At 75.2% G+C, this 18595-nt stretch carries 2 protein-coding genes; both read left to right on the forward strand.

What is annotated here, in order from left to right; translation table 11 throughout:
* Nucleotides 1-253: 253 nt before the first annotated feature.
* Entirely contained in the window at nt 254-14776 is a 14523-nt protein-coding gene (locus tag AB0J04_RS14945) for an SDR family NAD(P)-dependent oxidoreductase (RefSeq protein ID WP_363168815.1), read from the forward strand.
* A complete protein-coding gene (locus AB0J04_RS14950; protein WP_363168816.1) occupies nt 14773-18576 on the forward strand; it encodes an amino acid adenylation domain-containing protein in 3804 nt (1267 codons plus the stop codon). Before AB0J04_RS14945 ends, AB0J04_RS14950 begins: the two co-directional genes overlap by 4 nt.
* The last annotated feature ends 19 nt before the right edge of the window (nt 18577-18595 follow it).

The raw sequence follows: 18595 nt of genomic DNA on the forward strand, positions 1-18595 counted from the left end.
GCCGTCGCGGGAGACCGCGCCTTGGCCTGCGCGCCTCCGGGTTAAACCACCTGAATGAGTAGCTTCCCGCCGACGGAAAACCTCGGCGGCTCTACTCGGTTGGGTGGTGACGGCCGCAGCGCCCGCGACGACTCTTGACTCACCGGCCCGCCGGGCTGACCCCCGGCCCCCGCACCCGCACCCGCACCAGAGCCACCGCCCGACCGTCCGCAACGGGACGGGACCGGCGCATGAACAAGGGGAGATCGCGCCAGTGAGCAGCCATGAGATCCAGGCGGCCGAGACGGATGTCGCGATCATCGGAATGGCCGGACGGTTCCCCGGCGCCGACGACCTGGACTCGTTCTGGCGCCTGCTGAGAGAGGGCCGCGAGGGCATCACCCGGTTCACCCGGGAGGAGTTGACGGCGGCGGGCGTGCCGGCCCGGCTGCTGGACGACCCGAGCTATGTGCCGGCCCACGGGATCATCCCGGACGTGGACCTGTTCGACACCGGGTACTTCGAGTTCACCCCGGCCGAGGCCGCGCTCACCGACCCGCAGCACCGGATCCTGCTGACGGCCGGTCACGCCGCGCTGGAGCACGCCGGCTACGACCCGGCCCGCTACGACGGCCTGATCAGCGTCTACGCCGGCGCGGCCATCAACACCTACCTCCAGCAGCAGGTCCTGCCCCACGTCGACCAGAGCGCCACCTCCCGCCACTTCGCGGTGATGGTCGGCAACGACAAGGACTACCTGGCCACCCGGCTGTCCTACAAGCTCGACCTCAAGGGCCCCGCCTACGCCGTCCAGACGGCCTGTTCCACCTCCCTCGTGGCCCTTCACCTGGCCTGCCAGGGCCTGGTCAACGGCGAGTGCGACATCGCGCTGGCGGGCGGTGTCACCGTCAAGGTGCCGCAGGCGAAGGGGTACTTGTACGAGGACGGCGCGATCCTCTCCCCCGACGGGCATGTGCGCACCTTCGACGCCGACGCCGGCGGCACCGTCGTCGGCAACGGTGTGGGGGTCGTGGTACTCAAGCCGCTGCGGGACGCCCTCGCCGACCGGGACACCGTCCACGCGGTCATCAAGGGCACGGCGACCAACAACGACGGCGCCGACAAGGTCAGTTTCGCCGCTCCCGGAGCCGCCGGGCAGACCGCCGTCATCCGCGAGGCGCACACCGTCTCCGGCGTCGACCCGCGCTCCATCGGGTACGTCGAGGCGCACGGCACCGCCACCAAGCTGGGCGACCCCGTCGAGGTCTCGGCACTCACCCGGGCGTTCCGGGAGGCCACCGGCGACACCGGGTTCTGCGCGATCGGCTCGGTGAAGTCCAACATCGGTCACCTGGACGCGGCGGCCGGTGTCGCGGGCGTGATCAAGACGGCGCTGATGATGAAGCACCGGACCCTGGTGCCGACCGTCAACTACAGCACCCCCAACCCGGCCATCGACTTCGCGGCCGGCCCCTTCAAGGTCAGCACGGACACCGCCCCCTGGACGGCGGAGGGGCCGCTGCGCGCGGGCGTCAGCTCCTTCGGCATCGGCGGCACCAACGCGCACGCCGTCCTCCAGGAGGCTCCGCCCGCCCCGGTCACCGGGGACTCGCGTCCCTCACAGGTGCTGGTGGTGTCCGCCCGTACGGCGACCGCGCTGGCCACCGCCGCCGCGAACCTGGCCGAGCACCTCGACGGCGACCGGCGCGACGGCGACGGCCCGGCCCCCCTGCCCGACGTCGCGTACACGCTCGCCGTGGGCCGACGCGCCCACGAGTACCGCATCGCCGTCACCGGCTCCGACCGCGCCGCCCTCGCCGGGGCCCTGCGCGCAGCCCCGGTCCCCGAGCGGCCCGGCACCGGCGAGGTGTCGTTCGTCTTCGCCGAGGACGTCCCCGAAGCGGCGCGGCTGGCCGAGGAGTGGGGCGCAGTCGAACCCTCCGTCCGCGAGCACTACGAGGCCGCGTTGGCGGCCGGCGCCGGTCGACTGGGCGGGCGGGGGCGGGCGTTCGCCGTGCAGTACGCGCTCGGCAAGGTCTGGCTGGGCTGGGGGGTGACGCCGGTCGCGGTGCACGGCGACGGGCTCGCGGCCCGGCTCGCCGCCTGTGTCACCGGCGCGCTGCCGCTCGCGGACGCGTTGACCGGTGACAGCGAGGACGCGGGTGCGGGCAGGGCGCGGCCCGCCCGTCGTTCGCGCATCCCGGTGCGCGGCGCTCACGACGACGTGCGCGGGGTCGCCCTCGGGGTGGCCGACGGGCCGTGGGACGGGGTGGCCCGTGCCTGGCAGGCGGGCGCGGACGTCGACTGGGCGGCCTGGTTCGCGGGCGAGGAGCGCGGGCGCGTCCCGCTGCCGACATACCCCTTCGAGGGCCGCCGCTGCTGGCTGACCGGCCCGGACGTCACCGCCGTCTCCGTGGGGCAGGGAGCCGGCCCGCACCCCCTGCTGGACGAGAACGTCTCCACCCTGGACACCCTCGCCTACCGCAGCTCGCGCACCGGCACCGAGTTCTATCTCGCCGACCACCGGGTCGGCGGCGAGCCGGTGCTGCCCGCGGCCGGTCAGCTGGAACTGGTCCGGGCAGCGGGCGAGCTCTCGCTCGGCGCACCGGTCGGACTGCGTGGCGTCTCCTTCGAACAGCTGCTGTCCTACGCCCGCGGACCGCGCACCGCGCTGGTCCGGTTGTGGCGCGAAGGCGACACCGTCGGCTTCGAGCTCACCGCCGACGAGCAGGTGATCGCGGCCGGCGAGCTCCACCCGTCGGCGGGCGAGCGGCCCGCCCCGGTGGACCTGGCGGCCGTCGCCGCCCGCTGCGCCGAGCCGGTCGCCCACGCCGACTGCTACGACGCGCTGCGCGCCCGCGGCCTGGACCACGGCCCCCGGATGCGGGCGCTCACCGAGGTCCGGCTCGGTGACGGGGAGGCCCTGGGCGCCCTGGACCTGCCCGGCGGCGCCGCACTCGACGGCGCGCTGCTCCATCCCGCCCTCCTGGACAGCGCACTGCACGCCCTCGTCGTGCTGCTCGACCGCGCCTACGGAGACGCGGCCGACGGCTTCCTGCCGCTGGCCCTCGGCCGACTCGCCGTGCACGCCCCCGTCACCGGTCCCTGCCGGGTCCATGTGACGGCCGTCCGGCTGGGCGAGCGGACCGCGCACGCCGACCTGACCCTCGTGGACGCCCACGGCAAGGTGCTGGCGCGCCTGGACGACCTCGCCGTCCGCCTCCTCGGCAACGCACTCGGCAGCGCCCTCGGCGATGCCCGCGAGTCGGCGCTGCTGGTCCGCCGCTGGACCGACGCGCCCACAGCCGAGCACTCCGGCGCTCCCGTCGGCACCACCGCGACCGTCGTCTCCGCCGAGCACGGCCGCCGTGAGCAACTCGCTCTTCTCCTCACGGACTTGGGCGTCACCACCATCACCCGGGACCCCGGGACCGGACCCGCCGCACCCGTCCCCGCCCCCGTGCCGGACATCGTGCTCGTCGACGAACCGAGCGCCGAGCAGGCACTGCGCACCGTCCGGCGGCTCCTGGCCGGACGCCCCACCGCGCCCGTGCGCGTGCTCCTGCTGCACCGCCACGACGGCGACGGCCCCCGGCCCGAACGCGCCGCCCTGGCCGCGCTCGCCCGGACCGTCCGGGCGGAGAACCCCCTCCTCGCCGTCCAGGCCGTCGGCCTCGCCGAGGGCGTGGCCGAGGCCGAGGCGCTCGCCGCCGAGTTGGCGGGCCACGGTCGCGATCCGGAGGTCGCGCACACCGCGCGGGGCCGCCGGGTTCCCCGCGCCGAGCCCGCCCCGCCCGCCGAGCCGGTCGCCTTCCGTGACAGCGGCGTGTACATCGTGACGGGCGGCGCGGGCGGACTCGGGCGGGCCGTCGCCGACCGGCTGCTGGACCGGGCCGCCGACGCGCGCGTGGTGCTGCTGGGGCGCGCCGAACGGCCCGCCGCCGACCTCGGCGACCGCCTGGTCTACCGCAGCGTCGATGTCTGCGACCGGGACGCTCTGACGGAGCGACTCGCCGAGGTGCGTGCGGAGTTCGGTCCGCTGAACGGTGTCGTCCACGCGGCCGGGGTGCTGCGCGACGGCTTCGCCCTCACCAAGTCCGACGAGGACTTCGCCGCCGTCCTGGCCCCCAAGGTCGCCGGTCTCCAGGCGCTGGACGCGGCCACCGCCGACGACCCGCTGGACTTCTTCGTCGCCTTCTCCTCCATCGCCGCCCACCTCGGCAACGCCGGGCAGACCGACTACGCGTACGCCAACGCCTATCTGGAGGCCTACGCCGAGCGGCACGGCCGGGTCACCGCGATCGCCTGGCCGATGTGGGCCGACGGCGGGATGCGGCAGAGCGCCGAGGCCGCCGCCGACCTCGCCGCCCGCACCGGCTTCGGGGTCCTGCCCACGGCGACGGGCCTGGCCCTGTTCGAGCAGGCCCTCGGGGCGCGGGGTGCGGTGATCGCCGCCCACGGGGACGTCCGGAGGATCACCGCGGCGCTCACCGCGCCCGCCCCGGAGACGGTCCGTTCGGCTCCGGCCGCGGCCGTCCGGGGCGACGCCGTCCCGGGCGACGCCGTCCGTACGCGGGCCGTGCGGCTGCTGCGCGAACTGATCGCCGCCGAGACCGGGCTGGACGCGGCCGAACTCGCCGAGGACGCTCCGTTCGAGCGGCACGGCATCGACTCGCTGATGATCGCCAAGCTCAACCGTGAGCTGGACCGGCACTTCGAGAACCTGTCCAAGACCCTGTTCTTCGAGTACGCCACCCTGGGCGAACTCGCCGACTACTTCGCCGAGCAGCACGCGGACGAGCTGACCGGCGGCGACCCGTCCCACTCACCGGCGCCGGCCACGGCCGGGGCGGGCCTCGGCTCGCGGCCGGCGCGCACGGTCCGCCGTACCGGCCCCGCCGCCATGTCGGAGGGGCGCCGCGTCGAGGACCCCGTCGAGGACGACGGGGCGATCGCCGTCATCGGTCTGGCCGGCCGCTATCCGGTCGCCGACGACCTCGACGAGTTCTGGGCCAATCTGGCCGCCGGCCGCGACTGCGTCACCGAGATCCCGGCCGACCGCTGGGACAGCACCCGCTGGTACGACCCCGATCCGGCGGCGCCCGGCCTCGCCCACACCCGGTGGGGCGGTTTCCTGCGCGACGTCGACCGCTTCGACCCGCTCTTCTTCGGCATCTCCCCGCGCCAGGCGGAACTGATGGACCCCCAGGAGCGGCTGTTCCTGCAGAACGCCTGGCACGTCCTGGAGGACGCCGGGTACCGCCGCGCCGACCTGGCCGGGCGGCCCGTCGGCGTCTACGTCGGCGTGATGTACGGCGAGTACCAGTTCCACGGGGCGCTGGACGCGCTGCGCGGTGGCCGCCCGCTCACCGGCTCGTCCTACGCGACCATCGCCAACCGGGTCAGTCACACGCTGAACCTGTCCGGCCCGAGCATGGCCCTGGACACCATGTGCTCGTCCTCGCTCACCGCGATCCACCTGGCGTGCGAGAGCCTGCGCCGGGGCGAGAGCGAGCTGGCGATCGCCGGGGGCGTCAACGTCTCCGTCCACCCGTACAAGTTCGCCTTCCTCAGCCAGGGCCGCTTCGTGTCCTCGGACGGCCGCTGCCGGGCCTTCGGCGCGGGCGGCGACGGCTATGTGCCCGGCGAGGGCGTCGGCGCCGTCCTGCTCAAGCCCTACCGGCAGGCACTGGCCGACGGCGACCGCATCCACGGCGTGGTCCTGGGCAGCGCCGTCAACCACGGCGCCCGGACCAACGGCTACAGCGTGCCCAACCCGCGCGCACAGCAGCGGGCGATCACCACCGCGATGGAACAGGCGGGCGTCGCCCCGCACGACATCGGTTACGTCGAGGCCCACGGCACCGGTACCTCCCTGGGCGACCCGATCGAGCTGACCGGCCTCACCCACGCCTACGGCCCGGCCGAGGCCCCGCCCGGCACCTGGCCGATCGGTTCGGTCAAGTCGGTCATCGGGCACCTGGAGTCCGCGGCCGGCATCGCCGGGCTCACCAAGGTGCTGCTCCAGTTCCGGCACCGCACGCTGGTGCCCTCGCTGCACTCGGCCGAGCTGAATCCCAACATCGACTTCGACCGCTCCCCGTTCCGTGTCCAGCGCGAACTGTCGGCCTGGCCCGACGGGGACCGGCCGCGCCGCGCCGGGCTCAGCTCCTTCGGCGCGGGCGGCGCCAACGCGCACCTGGTCGTGGCGGAGTCGCCGAGCCCCGAGCCGGTCACCGCCGTGCCGGCGGGCGAGCAGCACACCGACGAGCCCGTCCTGTTCCTGCTCTCGGCCCGCGACGAGGAGCGGCTGCGCGCCTACGCCGACCTGGCCGAACGTTTCGTCCGGACCGAGCGGGTCCCGCTCGCCGACCTGTGCTTCACCACCCAGGTGGGCCGTGAGGCCCTCGACGTCCGGCTCGCGGTCGCGGTCACCGACGGCGCCGAACTCGTGGCCGCGCTGCGCCGGTTCGCCGACGGCGGGACCGCTCCCGACCTCGCCGACGACGGACCGCTGGGTGACCTGACCCGCCGCTGGCTCACCGGCGACGACGTCGACTGGGCGGCCTGGCACGCCGGCCGGACCGGACCCGCCCCGCGCCGGGCGCGCGCGCCGCTGTACCCGTTCGCCGCCGAGCGCTACTGGATCCCGCTCGACCCGGATCCGGGCACGACCGCGCCGCATCCGCTGGTCGACGCCAACGAGTCCACCGTCGGCGAGGTCCGGTTCCGCAAGACGCTGCGCGCGCAGGACCCGTTGCTGCGCGACCACGTGATCGAGGGACGGCCGCTGCTCGCGGGCGCGGCGATCCTGGAGTTCGTCCGCGCCGCCGCGGGGCTCGCCGAACCGGGCGTCCGGCATGCGTTGCGCGAGGTGGTGTGGGGCCGTGCCGTCGAACTCGCCGATGGTGAGCTGGAGTTGTACGTCTCCTTCCGCGCCGAGGACACCGGGCTGGCCTTCGAGGTGTACAGCGGGACCACTGCCCACGCCCGGGGCGCCGCCGTCCCGGTCCCCGCGGCCCCGTCCGTCGCCGAGGACCTCGCCGCGCTGCGCGCCCGGCTGTCCGTCGTACGGGAGCGGGCCGCCGCCTACGGCGACTACGCGAACGCCGGATTCGCCTACGGCCCCTCCTTCCAGGTCGTCGACGAGATCCGGGTCGGCGCCGGCGAGGCGTTGGTGCGGCTCGGCGACGGGCTGCCATCGGCCCTTCTGGACGGTGCGTTGCGGGCCTGCCACTGGACCGGCCGGTCCGTCGCGCCGGAGGCCGGTGAGCTCGCCGTTCCCTTCAGCCTCGGCGCGTTGGACGTCTTCGCCCCGTTGCCGGGGGTGTGCCATGCGCACGCTCGGGTGGTCGGTGAGGTGGGGGATGTGCGGCGGTTCGATCTGACCGTGTACGACGACGAGGGGCGGGTGGTGGCCGCGGTGCGGGACTTCGCAGGGCGTACGCCGTCGGCTCCTGATGTTGTTCCTTCGCTGCGGGCCGGTGGGGGCCCCTCGCGCCCACGCGGCGCAGCCGCACAGGTCACAGCCCCGCGCCCCTCGGGTGCGGCTCCACGGGCCGCTGCCGGCGAACCCCGTCTCTACGAGCCGTACTGGCGTCCCGATGCCGCCCCGGAAGCGGGCCGTGCCGCCGGGACGCTCGTCCTGCTCGGCGCTGCCCACCCGGAGTTGGAGTCCGCGCTCGCCGCGACCGGGGTGTGGGGGCGGGTCGTCGCCGTCGGTGAGGGCAGCGGCTCGCTCGCCTCCTTCGGCGGTGCCGACGGGCTCGACCTCGTGATCCTCGGCGAAGAGGTGGACGGCCTTTCGTCCGCCGAACTGCTCGACCGCGCCTGCGCCCCCGTGCTGGACGTGCTGGACGCCGTTCGTTCCGGCGTGCCGGCGGGCCGCGTCCGGTGTCTGGTGGTGCATCGGCAGGACGACGGCCTGGATCGTCCGGAGTGGGGGGCGCTCGCCGGGTTCGCCCGCTCCACGGCGCCGACCGCGCCCCGCCTCGAACTGCTCACCCTGGGCGTCGACTCCGCCGCCCCCGCCGCCGAGGTCGCCGGGGCCGTCGCGGTCGAGTTGCGGGCCGCGCCCCGCGCCGCCGGGCTGGAGGTCCGTCGTACCGCCTCCGGGGAGCGGGAGGTACGGGCTCTGCGCCCGCCGGCCGAGACGGGACCCCCGAGCCCGCCGGCCGAACTGCCGCTGCGCGAGGGCGGCGTGTACGTCGTCACCGGAGGCTCCGGGGCCGTCGGGCGGGTGCTCGTCGAGCAGTTGGCCCGTGCCCACGCGGCCGGGCTGGTGCTGATCGGCCGTTCCGAACCCGACGACGATGCCCGCGCCTGGCACCGCACGCTGACCGGCCTCGGCACCGAGGTGCTCGCGCTGCGGGCCGATGTGGCCCGTGCCGACGAGCTCGGCGCGGCCCTCGCCGCCGCCCGGGAGCGGTTCGGGGCGCTGCACGGAGTGTTCCATCTGGCGGGCGTCGCCGACGAGGGGCGGGCCGACGGCGACCGGGAGCGGTTCGCCCGGGTGCTCGCCGCCAAGACCCACGGGCTGGTTCATCTGGACCGGCTGACCGGCGAGGACGACCTCGATCTCTTCGTCGTGTTCTCCTCCGTCTCCTCCCTCGTCGGCGACTTCGGCGCGGCCAGTTACGCGACCGCCAACCGTTTCGCCGACCTCTACACCGTGCGGCGGGGCCGTGGGCTCTCCCTGGCCTGGCCGCTCTGGGCGGTCGGCGGGGTCGACGGGCTGGTCCGGGAGGAGGAGCTCGCCGCGTACAGCCGTCGCACCGGGATGCGGGCGCTCGACGCCGGACAGGGGCTCGATCTCCTCGCACGCTCCCTCTCGGCCGGCGCTCCCTGGCTGGTGCCCGCCTGGGGCGACCCGGCGACCCTCGACTCGGCCCTCACGGACGCGCCGACGACGCCCCGGGCCCCCGGCGCCATCAGCGTCGCCGTCGCTGTCCCGCCCCGGCGGGAGCGGCTCTTGGAGCATCTGCGCGGGGTCCTCGCGGGCGTGCTCAAGCTGCCCGTGGGGCGTCTCGACAGCCGGGGTCGGCTGGAGGACTACGGTCTGGACTCCGTCCTGGTCATGGAGTCCAACTCGCTGCTCGGCAAGGACTTCCCGGGCCTGCGCGGCACGGTGTTCTTCGAGTGCCGGACGGTCGACGAACTAGCCGACCACGTCCTCGCCGAACACTGCGACGCGGTCGCCCGGCTGTTCCCCGAGGAGGTTCGGCCCGAGACTCCGCAGCGGCAGCCTCGGCAGCCTCGGCAGAAGCCGGTCCCGCGCTCCCGGCCCGACCGGCCCTTCGACGACGAGCCCATCGCCGTCGTCGGGATCAGCGGCCGCTACCCCCAGGCCGACACCCTGGAGGAGTTCTGGCGCAACCTCGCCGAGGGCCGGGACTGCGTGACGGAGGTCCCCGCCGACCGCTGGGACGCCGACGCCCTGTTCGACGCCGACCCGGCCGCGCCGGGCCGCAGCCACAGCCGCTGGGGCGGCTTCCTGTCGGACGTCGACTCGTTCGACTCGCTGTTCTTCCGGATCGCGCCCAAGCAGGCCCGCACGATGGACCCGCAGGAGCGGCTCTTCCTGGAGACGGCCTGGTCGGCGCTGGAGAACGCCGGGTACCCGCCGTCCCGCATCCCGGCGCCCCGGTTCGGCGGCCAGGGCCACGACGTCGGCGTCTTCGTCGGCGTCATGTGGGACGACTACGCCATCCTCGGGGCCACGGAATCCGCGCGCGGCAACCATCAGGCGGTCCTGGCCAACCGCTCCTCCATCGCCAACCAGGTCTCCTACTTCGGCGACTTCCGCGGCCCCAGCATGGTGATCGACACCGCCTGCTCCGGGTCCCTCGTGGCCGTGCACCAGGCCTGCGAGAGCATCCGCCGCGGCGAGTGCTCGTACGCCCTCGCCGGCGGTGTCAACATCGCCGTCCACCCCGACAAGTACGTGCACCTCAGCGGCAAGACCATGCTGTCCGCCGACGGCCGCTGCCGGGCCTTCGGCGCGGGCGGCAGCGGCTACGTGCCCGGCGAGGGAGTCGGCGCGGTGCTGCTCAAGCGGCTGTCGGACGCGGTCCGCGACGGCGACACGGTGCACGCCGTGATCCGCGGCAGCTCCGTCAACCACGGCGGCCGTACCAGCGGCTACACCGTGCCCAACCCGCAGGCCCAACAAGCCTTGGTGGAACAGGCGTTGGCAGCCTCGGGCGTCGACGCCCGCACCATCGGTCTCGTCGAGGCGCACGGCACCGGCACCGCGCTCGGCGACCCGATCGAACACACCGCGCTGGCCCAGGCCTTCGCCCGGCACACCGGCGACACCGGGTTCTGCGCGCTCGGCTCGGTGAAGTCCGCCATCGGCCACCTGGAGGGCGCCGCCGGCATCGCCGGGCTCACCAAGGCCGTCCTCCAGGTGCGCCACGGGGCCCTGCTGCCCACGCTGCACGCCGAGGAACTGAACCCGGTCATCGACTTCGGGCGTTCGCCGTTCACCGTCCAGCGGGAGACGGCGCCCTGGCCGCGTGCGTACGACGGCGACGGCCGCCCGCTGCCGCGCCGCGCCGCCGTCAGCTCCTTCGGCGCGGGCGGCACCAACGCACACGTCGTCGTGGAGGAGTACCTGGCGCCCGAGCCCGCGCCCACCGGGCCCGAGTCCCCGGAGCTGATCGTGCTCTCCGCCCGCGACGAGGACCGGCTGCGCGCCTACGCCGCCGACCTGGGCCGTGCCCTCGCCGACGACCCGGCCGCCCCGCGCCTCGTCGACGTCGCCCACACCCTGCGGGTGGGCCGCGAGCCCTTCGCCGAACGGCTGTCGTTCGTCGCCGCCGACCTCGCGGACGCGGCCGCGAAGCTCGCCGCCGTCGGACGCGGCGAGGGCGGCCAGTGGCTGCACCGGGGCCGCGTCGAACAACACCCGCCACTGGCCGGGCTGTTGACGCAGGGAGTCGGCGGCGCGGACTTCCTGGCCGCCCAGATCTCCGCCGACGCCGACGACGTCCTCGGCCGGCTGTGGGTCTCCGGCGTCACCGTCGACTGGGACCTGCTCGACCGGCTCCGGCCCGCCGCGCGCCGCCGGGTGCCCCTGCCGACGTACCCCTTCGCACGGGTACGGCACTGGCTCGACCTCGCGCCCGCGCCCGCCCCGGACACGAACCCCCGCGGGTGGCGGCGCGAGCTCACCGCCGACGAGCCGGTCCTGCGCGACCACGTCGTGGCCGGGCGGCCCGTCCTCCCGGGCGTCGGACACCTGGACCTCGTCGCCGCGGCGAGCGGCGGGCTGACCGGGCGGGCCTGCCTGGACGTCCGCTGGGTCGTCCCGCTGGCCCTGACCGGGGCCGGGGAACAGGTCACGGTCGCCTTCGACGGCGACCGGTACGAGGTCCGCGGCGCGGACGACGTCGTGCGGTCCTACGGTCGCCTCGCCGACGCCTGCGCCCTGCCCGCCCCCCTCGACGTGCCCGCGTTGCGCGCCCGCCTGGACGCCGGCCCCGACGAGGACGCCTTCTACCGGACGCTGGCTGCGCGGGGGCTGCCGTACGGGCCGTTCTTCCGCCGCGTCCGGCAGGTGTGGACCGGCGCCGACGAGGCGGTGGGCCGGCTCGGCGCGACCGGCGGCGATCCCGCGCACGTCCTGCACCCGGGCGTCCTGGACGCCGCGCTGCACACGGGCGCCGCCCTGCTGCTCCGCCGCCGGGGCGAGAACGCCCGGCCGATGCTGCCGTTCGCGGCCGATCGCGTCGACGTCTTCGGTCCGGTCCCGGCGACCGGCTGGTCGTACGTCAGGGAGACCGGGACCGAGCGTTTCGACGTGTCCCTGTGCGACGACACGGGTGCCGTACGGGTGCGGTTCGAGGGTCTGGTCTTCCGGGAGGCCAAGCCCTCCACGGTGGTCGTGCACCGGCCCGCGTGGACCGCCCGGCCCGCCGACGGCCGTGCCGCAGCCGCCCGCTCGGTGCTGCTGGTCGGCGACCGGCTGGACGCCGAGCCCGCCGCCGGGATCGCCCGCGCCCACCACGACACGGACGTACGTCGGCTGCCGATCGGACCCGGCGGCCTCGGCGACGCCGACCTCGACCGCGCCCTGGCCGGGTCCGGCGCGCCCGACCTGGTCTACTTCCTCGGCGCGCCCCCCGAGCGCGAGCCCGCCGACCGCGGCGAACTGCGTGCCCTGGCCGACCGGGGACCCGTCGCCCTGTACCGCCTGGTGCGGGCCCTGGACCGGCACGGCCTGGCGGAGCGCGAGGTGCGGCTGAAGGTCGTCACCGCCGATGTCCATCCGCTGGAGGACGGTGACGGCTCGTCGCCGTGGGCGGCCGGGCTCCTCGGACTCGCCGCCGTCGCGGCCAAGGAGTTCCCCACGTTGAGCGTCTCGCTGGTCGACGTGCGCGCCGCGGAGGCCGCCGGGGCCGCCGCCGCGATCGTGTCCGAGCCGTTCCCGGCCCGGCCGGTGCCGGTGTCGCTGCGGGCCGGTGTCCGCCGCGTGCGCACCCTGGAGCGGGTCGAGCTGCCCGCCGCCGCGCCCCGGTTCCGGCAAGGCGGCGTCTACCTCGTCCTCGGCGGCTTCGGCGCGGTCGGCCGGGACACCTGCCGGCACCTGGCCCGCGCCTACGGGGCGAAGCTGGTCATCGTCGGCCGCTCCCCGCTCGACGAGGCCCGGCGGCAGACGGTCGCGGAGCTGGAGCGGGCCGGGGCCGAGGTGCGCTGTCTCACCCTGGACGCCACCGACCCGGCCGCGCTCACCGAGGCCGTCCGCCTCGCCGAGCGCGAGTTCGGCGCCCTGCACGGGGTGATCAACGCCGCGATGGTGCTCGTCGACCAGGTGCTGCGGGAGCTTCCGGAGACGGAGTTGCGGACCGCGCTGGAGTCCAAGACCGACACCGCCTGGAGCCTGCTGCACGCGGTACGCGACGTGCCGCTGGACTTCGCGCTCCTCTATTCCTCGGGTGTGGTCTTCGAGGCCAACCACGGTCAGGCGGGCTACGCGGCCGGCTGCGCCTTCGCCGACGCCTACGCCCTGCACGCCGCCCGCACCCTGCCCTTCCCGGTGCGGGTCCTCAACCTCGGCTACTGGCACGCGGGCGGCGATCCGCAGCGGGAGCGCGTGCTGCGCCGCTTCGAGGCCGCCGGCCTCCGGCCGCTCACCGCCGAGCAGGGCATGGCCGTCGTCGAGCGGACCCTCGCGGCCGGGCTGCCCCAGGTGTTCGCCCTGGACGCCGACCGGCTCATCCTGGACAACCTCGGCATCGACTCCGACCGCACACTGAGTCTGCTTCCCGAAGACGCCCCGGGCGCACTGCCCGAAGTCCGCTTCCCGGACGCGCCCGACCCCGAACTGGCCGCGCATCAGGGGGCGGTGGCCGAGGTGGAGGGGCTGGCGGAACGCCTGTTGGCGGCGGTGCTGCGGCGGGCGGGACTGACCGCCGCGGATGTCGTGCCCGAACATGCGGCGCTGTTCCGGGCCCAGTTGGACATCCTGGCGGCGGCGGACCTACCGACGGAAGCCGGGTCCGAGGCCGAACTGGTCGACGCACTCGTGGAAATGACGGTGCGTCACCCCGCTCTCGCGCCGGTCGTCACGCTGCTGCGCGACTGCCTCACCGCGCTGCCCGACGTCCTCACCGGCCGCCGTCCCGCCATGGAGATCCTCTTCCCCGACGGCTCCACCGAGCGCGTGGCCGCCGTGTACCGGGGCGATCCGGTCACCGACCGCTGCAACGCCGAGGTGGCCCGGCTCGTGGTCGAGCAGGTCCGGGTCCGCCGGGCGGCCGCTCCTGGAACGCCGGTGCGCATCCTGGAGGTGGGCGCCGGGACGGGCGGTACGACGGCGGCCGTGCTCGCCGCGCTCGCGCCGTACGGCGACTCGGTCGAGTACGTCTTCACCGACGTGTCCCCGGCCTTCGTCCGGGGGGCCGGGAACCGGTTCGGCGCGCAGTACCCGTTCGTCCGCTTCGAGGTGCTGGACATCGAGGCCACCCGGGGTTCCGGCGGCCACGACGTGGTGCTCGGCACCAACGTCCTGCACGCCACCCGGCGGCTGTCCGACACCCTGACGCGGACCAAGGCCCTGTTGCGAAAGGGCGGGGCGCTGCTCCTCGTCGAAGGCACCAGGCCCCGGCGCCAGCTGGCGCTGATCTTCGGCCTGACGGCCGGCTGGTGGCTGTTCGCCGACCCCGAGCAGCGCCTGCCCGGTTCCCCGCTGGCGAGCGAGCGGCAGTGGCGGGACGTCCTGGCGGCGTGCGGCTACACGGACATCAGCGCGGCGGCGCCCATGACGGAGGCCGGAGCGGCCTTCCAGAGCGTCATCGCCGCCGTCAGCGACGGTGTGGTGACGGCGGCCGGGCCGGCCGCCCGGCAGCCGGCTCCCGTGCCGGTCGCCGCCCCGACTCCCGCCCCCACGCCCGCCCCGACTCCCGTCCCGGCGCCGGCGTCTCCCGGTGACGACGCGCTCCAGAAGGTCACGGACGTCTTCGCACGCGTCCTGGAGACGGCGCCCGACCAGCTCGACCCCGACCTCACCTTCGAGCACTACGGAGTGGACTCGCTGGTCGTCCTCGAACTGACCCGGGCCCTGGAAGCCGTGTACGGCCCCCAGCCGACGACCCTCCTCTTCGAGCGGATCACCGTCCGGCAGCTGGCCGACCACTTCCGCGCCGAGGCACCCGCCCCCGACCCCGCGGAGCCCCGGCCCGCTCCGGCCGACGACGCCGAGCGCCTGGTCGCTTCCCTGTCCGACGCGGCGGTCGATGAGCTGCTGGCCGAACTGCTCTCCCAGCACGGGGAGCCCGAAGGAGGCGGACGATGACGGCGAACCGGACGGACCGGGCGGACCAGCCGTACGAGTCACCGCTCACCGCGCTGCAGCACGGGATGCTGCTGCACAGCCTCAGCGCCCCGGACGACGGCGTGTACGTGCAACAGAAGATCGTCACCCTGCGCCATGCCGTCGACACGGCCGTGCTGCGGCGGGCGCTCGACGACCTGGTGGCCCGGCATCCGGTGCTGCGCACCACGTTCGCGCTGGACGACCCGACCGCTCCCCGCCGGACGGTCCACCCGCACGGCCGGGCCCGGGTGGCCCTCGACGACTGGCGCGGCGACGCGGACCCCGACGACCGTCTGCGCCGCTTCCTGCGCGAGGACGCCCGGCGCCCCTTCGCCTTCGCCGAGGAACCGCCGACGCGCTTCGTGCTGGTGCGCACCGGCGAGGCCGAGTACCGGCTGCTGTGGACGTCGCACCACGCGTTGATGGACGGCCGCTCCTACACGCTGCTGCTGACCGAGCTGTTCGAGCTGTACGACGCGGCGGTCGGGGGCCGCGAGGCCGTGCTGACGCAGAGGCCCGGGTTCGAGGCGTACGTGCGCCGGCTCGCCGAGCAGGACCCCGCGTCGGGTGAGGCGTTCTGGCGGGAGTACCTGGCCGGGGTCCGCGACGGCACGCCGCTGGTGGTGGCCGCCGAGCGCACGCTCGGACCCGGCGAGGACGCCTTCGGCACCGTCCACGCGGAACTCGGCGCGGACACGGTGACAGCGGCCGTCGCGCTCGCCGAGCGGTGCGGCGCCACCCTCAACAACCTGGTCCAGGCCGCGTGGTCCCTGGTGTTGGGCGGCTACAGCGGCCGCGGCGAGGTGGTCTTCGGCGTCACCAAGTCCCGCAGGTCGTTCGCGCCCGAGGGCCGCGACATGGTGGGCCTGCTGATCAACACCCTGCCGCTGCGGGTGGCTCTCGACGCTTCGGCCACCGGAGCCGACCTGGTGCGTGCCCTGCGCGAGGGGTTTCTCGCGCTGCGCCGGGGCGAGCACATCGAGCCGGCCCGCATCCAGCGGCTCAGCGCTGTCCCGGACGGCTCCGCGCTGTTCGACAGCGTCGTGGTCTTCGAGAGCCGGACCGTCCGGGACGAGTTGCGGCAGCTGGGCGGGGCCTGGCGGGACCGCGACTTCCATCTGGAGGAACGCAGCAACTATCCGCTCACCCTCAGCGCCTATCAGGGCGAGCGGCTGCTGCTCAAACTCGGCCACGACCGGCGGCAGTTGCCCGATGACGTCGCCGGGCAGGTGTTGCAGGACACGGTGACGCTGCTCGGGGCGCTGATCGACGCACCCGACCTGCCGATCGAGGATCTGTTCTCCGGCGCGCTGTCCCGACGCCGGGCGGCCGGCCGTCCCGACGCTCGACGGCACTGGGCCGGGCGGACGACCCGGCTCGACCGCCCGCAGGTCGAGCACACCGGGCCGGCCCGTACGGTCCGGCTCGACACCACCGGGCACACGGCCGATCCGGAGCTGCTGCTCGCCGCCGTGCTGGCCTTCCTCTCCCGCGGCGCCGAGGAGGCGGACACCGGGGTCGCCCTGCGCTGGCGGCACCTGGCCGCCTGCCCGCCCCACCCGGCGGTGGCGACCCATGTTCCGTTCCCCCTGCCGCCCGTCGCCGACGGCCGGGCCTTCGCCGCCGTTCACGACGAGGTGCGCGCCCTTCTGCGCGGCGACGAGGAGATGGGCGTGCCCGCCCGGGACGAGCGGACGGCGCGCTGGCCCGTCCGCGTCGAGCTCGCAGCCGGACCCGACCCGGTGACCGGCCGGGTCGTACGGATCGCCGAGGACGGATCGTGGGTGCGCTGGACGGACCCCGACCCGGCGGCGGCCGCGCGGTTCGCGTCCTTCCTCGACGCCGTGGCGGCCGACCCCGACCGACCGGTGACCGGGGTGGCGGCGCTGACGCCCGACGAGCGCGCACGGGTGCTGGTGGAGTGGAACGACACCGCCGCCGACTACCCGTCCGACCTCTGTGTGCAGGACCTCTTCACCCGCCAGGCCCGCCGCCGCCCCGGCGCCGTCGCCGTCGCCTGCGGGGACCGGACGCTCACCTATCGGGAACTGGACGAGCGGTCCGACCGGCTCGCGACCGAACTCGCCGCACATGGCGCCTTCCGGGGCGAGCTGGTCGGCGTGGCCCTGCGGCGGTCCCCGGAGCTGGTGGTCGCCCTGCTGGCCGTCCTGAAGACGGGTGCCGCCTATGTCCCGCTCGACCCGGTGTACCCGCCGGAGCGCATCGCCGCCATGGCCGACGACTCGCGGCTGCGGCTGGTGGTCACCGAGTCCGCGCTGCGGCCCGCCCTGAGCGGCGTGCGGGCCGACCTGCTGCTCCTCGACGAGGACCGCGAACGGCCGGTCGGCTGGTGCGTCCCGGCCGGCGCCGACGACCCGGCGTACGTCATCTACACGTCGGGGTCCACCGGGCGTCCCAAGGGCGTGCAGATCGGGCATCGCGCCCTGACGAACTTCCTGTGCGCCATGGCCGGGCAGCTCGGCTGCGGCGAGGACGACCGGCTGCTGGCCGTGACCACCGTGTGCTTCGACATCGCGGGCCTGGAGCTGTACCTGCCGTTGATCACGGGTGGGCGGGTGGAGATCGCGCCGGCCGAGACCGCGGCGGACGGCTTCGCCCTGGCGGCCCTGCTGGAGCGGACCCGGCCGACCATGATGCAGGCCACGCCCGCCACCTGGCGCATGCTGCTCACCGCGGGCTGGACGGGGCATCCGGGGCTGACCGCGCTGTGCGGCGGTGAGGCGCTGCCTTCGGACCTGGCCGGGGAACTCCTCGCCAGGGCCGAGGAGTTGTGGAACCTCTACGGGCCCACCGAGACGACCGTCTGGTCGACGCTCTGCCGCGTCGAACGCGGTGCGCCGGTGACGATCGGACGCCCGCTGGCGAACACCCGCTGCTATGTGCTGGACCGTTTCGGCGAACCGGTCCCGCCGGGGACAGCGGGAGAGCTGCACATCGGCGGGGACGGCGTGGCCCACGGCTACCTGGGGCGGCCCGAGCTCACCGCCGAGCGGTTCGTGCAGGACCCCTTCGGGCCCGGCGGCGCTCGGATGTACCGGACCGGCGACCTCGTCCGGCAGCTGCCCGACGGCCGACTGGAGTACCTCAACCGCGTCGACAGCCAGGTCAAACTGCACGGCTTCCGCATCGAGCTGGGCGAGATCGAGCATCACCTGCGGGCCCGGCCGGGCATCCGGGAGGCGGTCGCGGTGGTCCGCGAGGACAGCCCCGGCGACCGCCGGCTCGTCGCCTACGTGGTGGCCGACCCCGGCACGGAACCGGACGTCGCCATACTGCGCGACGCGTTGCGCGGCGTGCTGCCGGGCTACATGGTGCCCGCGGTCGTGGTGGTTGTGGACGAGGTGCCGCTCACCCACAACGGCAAGGTCGACCGCAAGGCCCTGCCCGCGCCGGCCCCGGCCGGTCCCGGCCTGCCGGCCGCGCCCACCACCGACACCGAGCGGGCGGTCGCCGCCGTCTGGCGCCGGGTGCTCGGCGTGCCCCTGGTCGGCCCGCGCGACAACTTCTTCGACCTCGGCGGCAATTCGCTGTTGCTGATGCACGTGGTCAAGGAGCTGCGGGACACCCTGGATCCGTCGGTCACCCGCGTCGACGTGTTCCGCTATCCCACCGTCGACGAGATGGCCCGCCGGCTCGCCGCACCGCGGCTCGGCGAACGGCCGGCCGCCCCGGCCCGGCCGACGCAGTCCCGGCGGGAGTCGCTGGCAGGGCTGCGCAGCCGACGCACCACGAGGGGAACGGGCCCCACCACCACCTGACGCCACCTGTCATTCCGCG

The organism is Streptomyces sp. NPDC050263 (genome assembly GCF_040655955.1).
Classification (GTDB): domain Bacteria; phylum Actinomycetota; class Actinomycetes; order Streptomycetales; family Streptomycetaceae; genus Streptomyces.

Excerpts from the sequence above, each read along its gene's own strand:
- AB0J04_RS14950 (WP_363168816.1), top strand. The coding sequence starts at position 14,773 with ATGACGGCGAACCGGACGGACCGGGCGGACCAGCCGTACGAGTCACCG.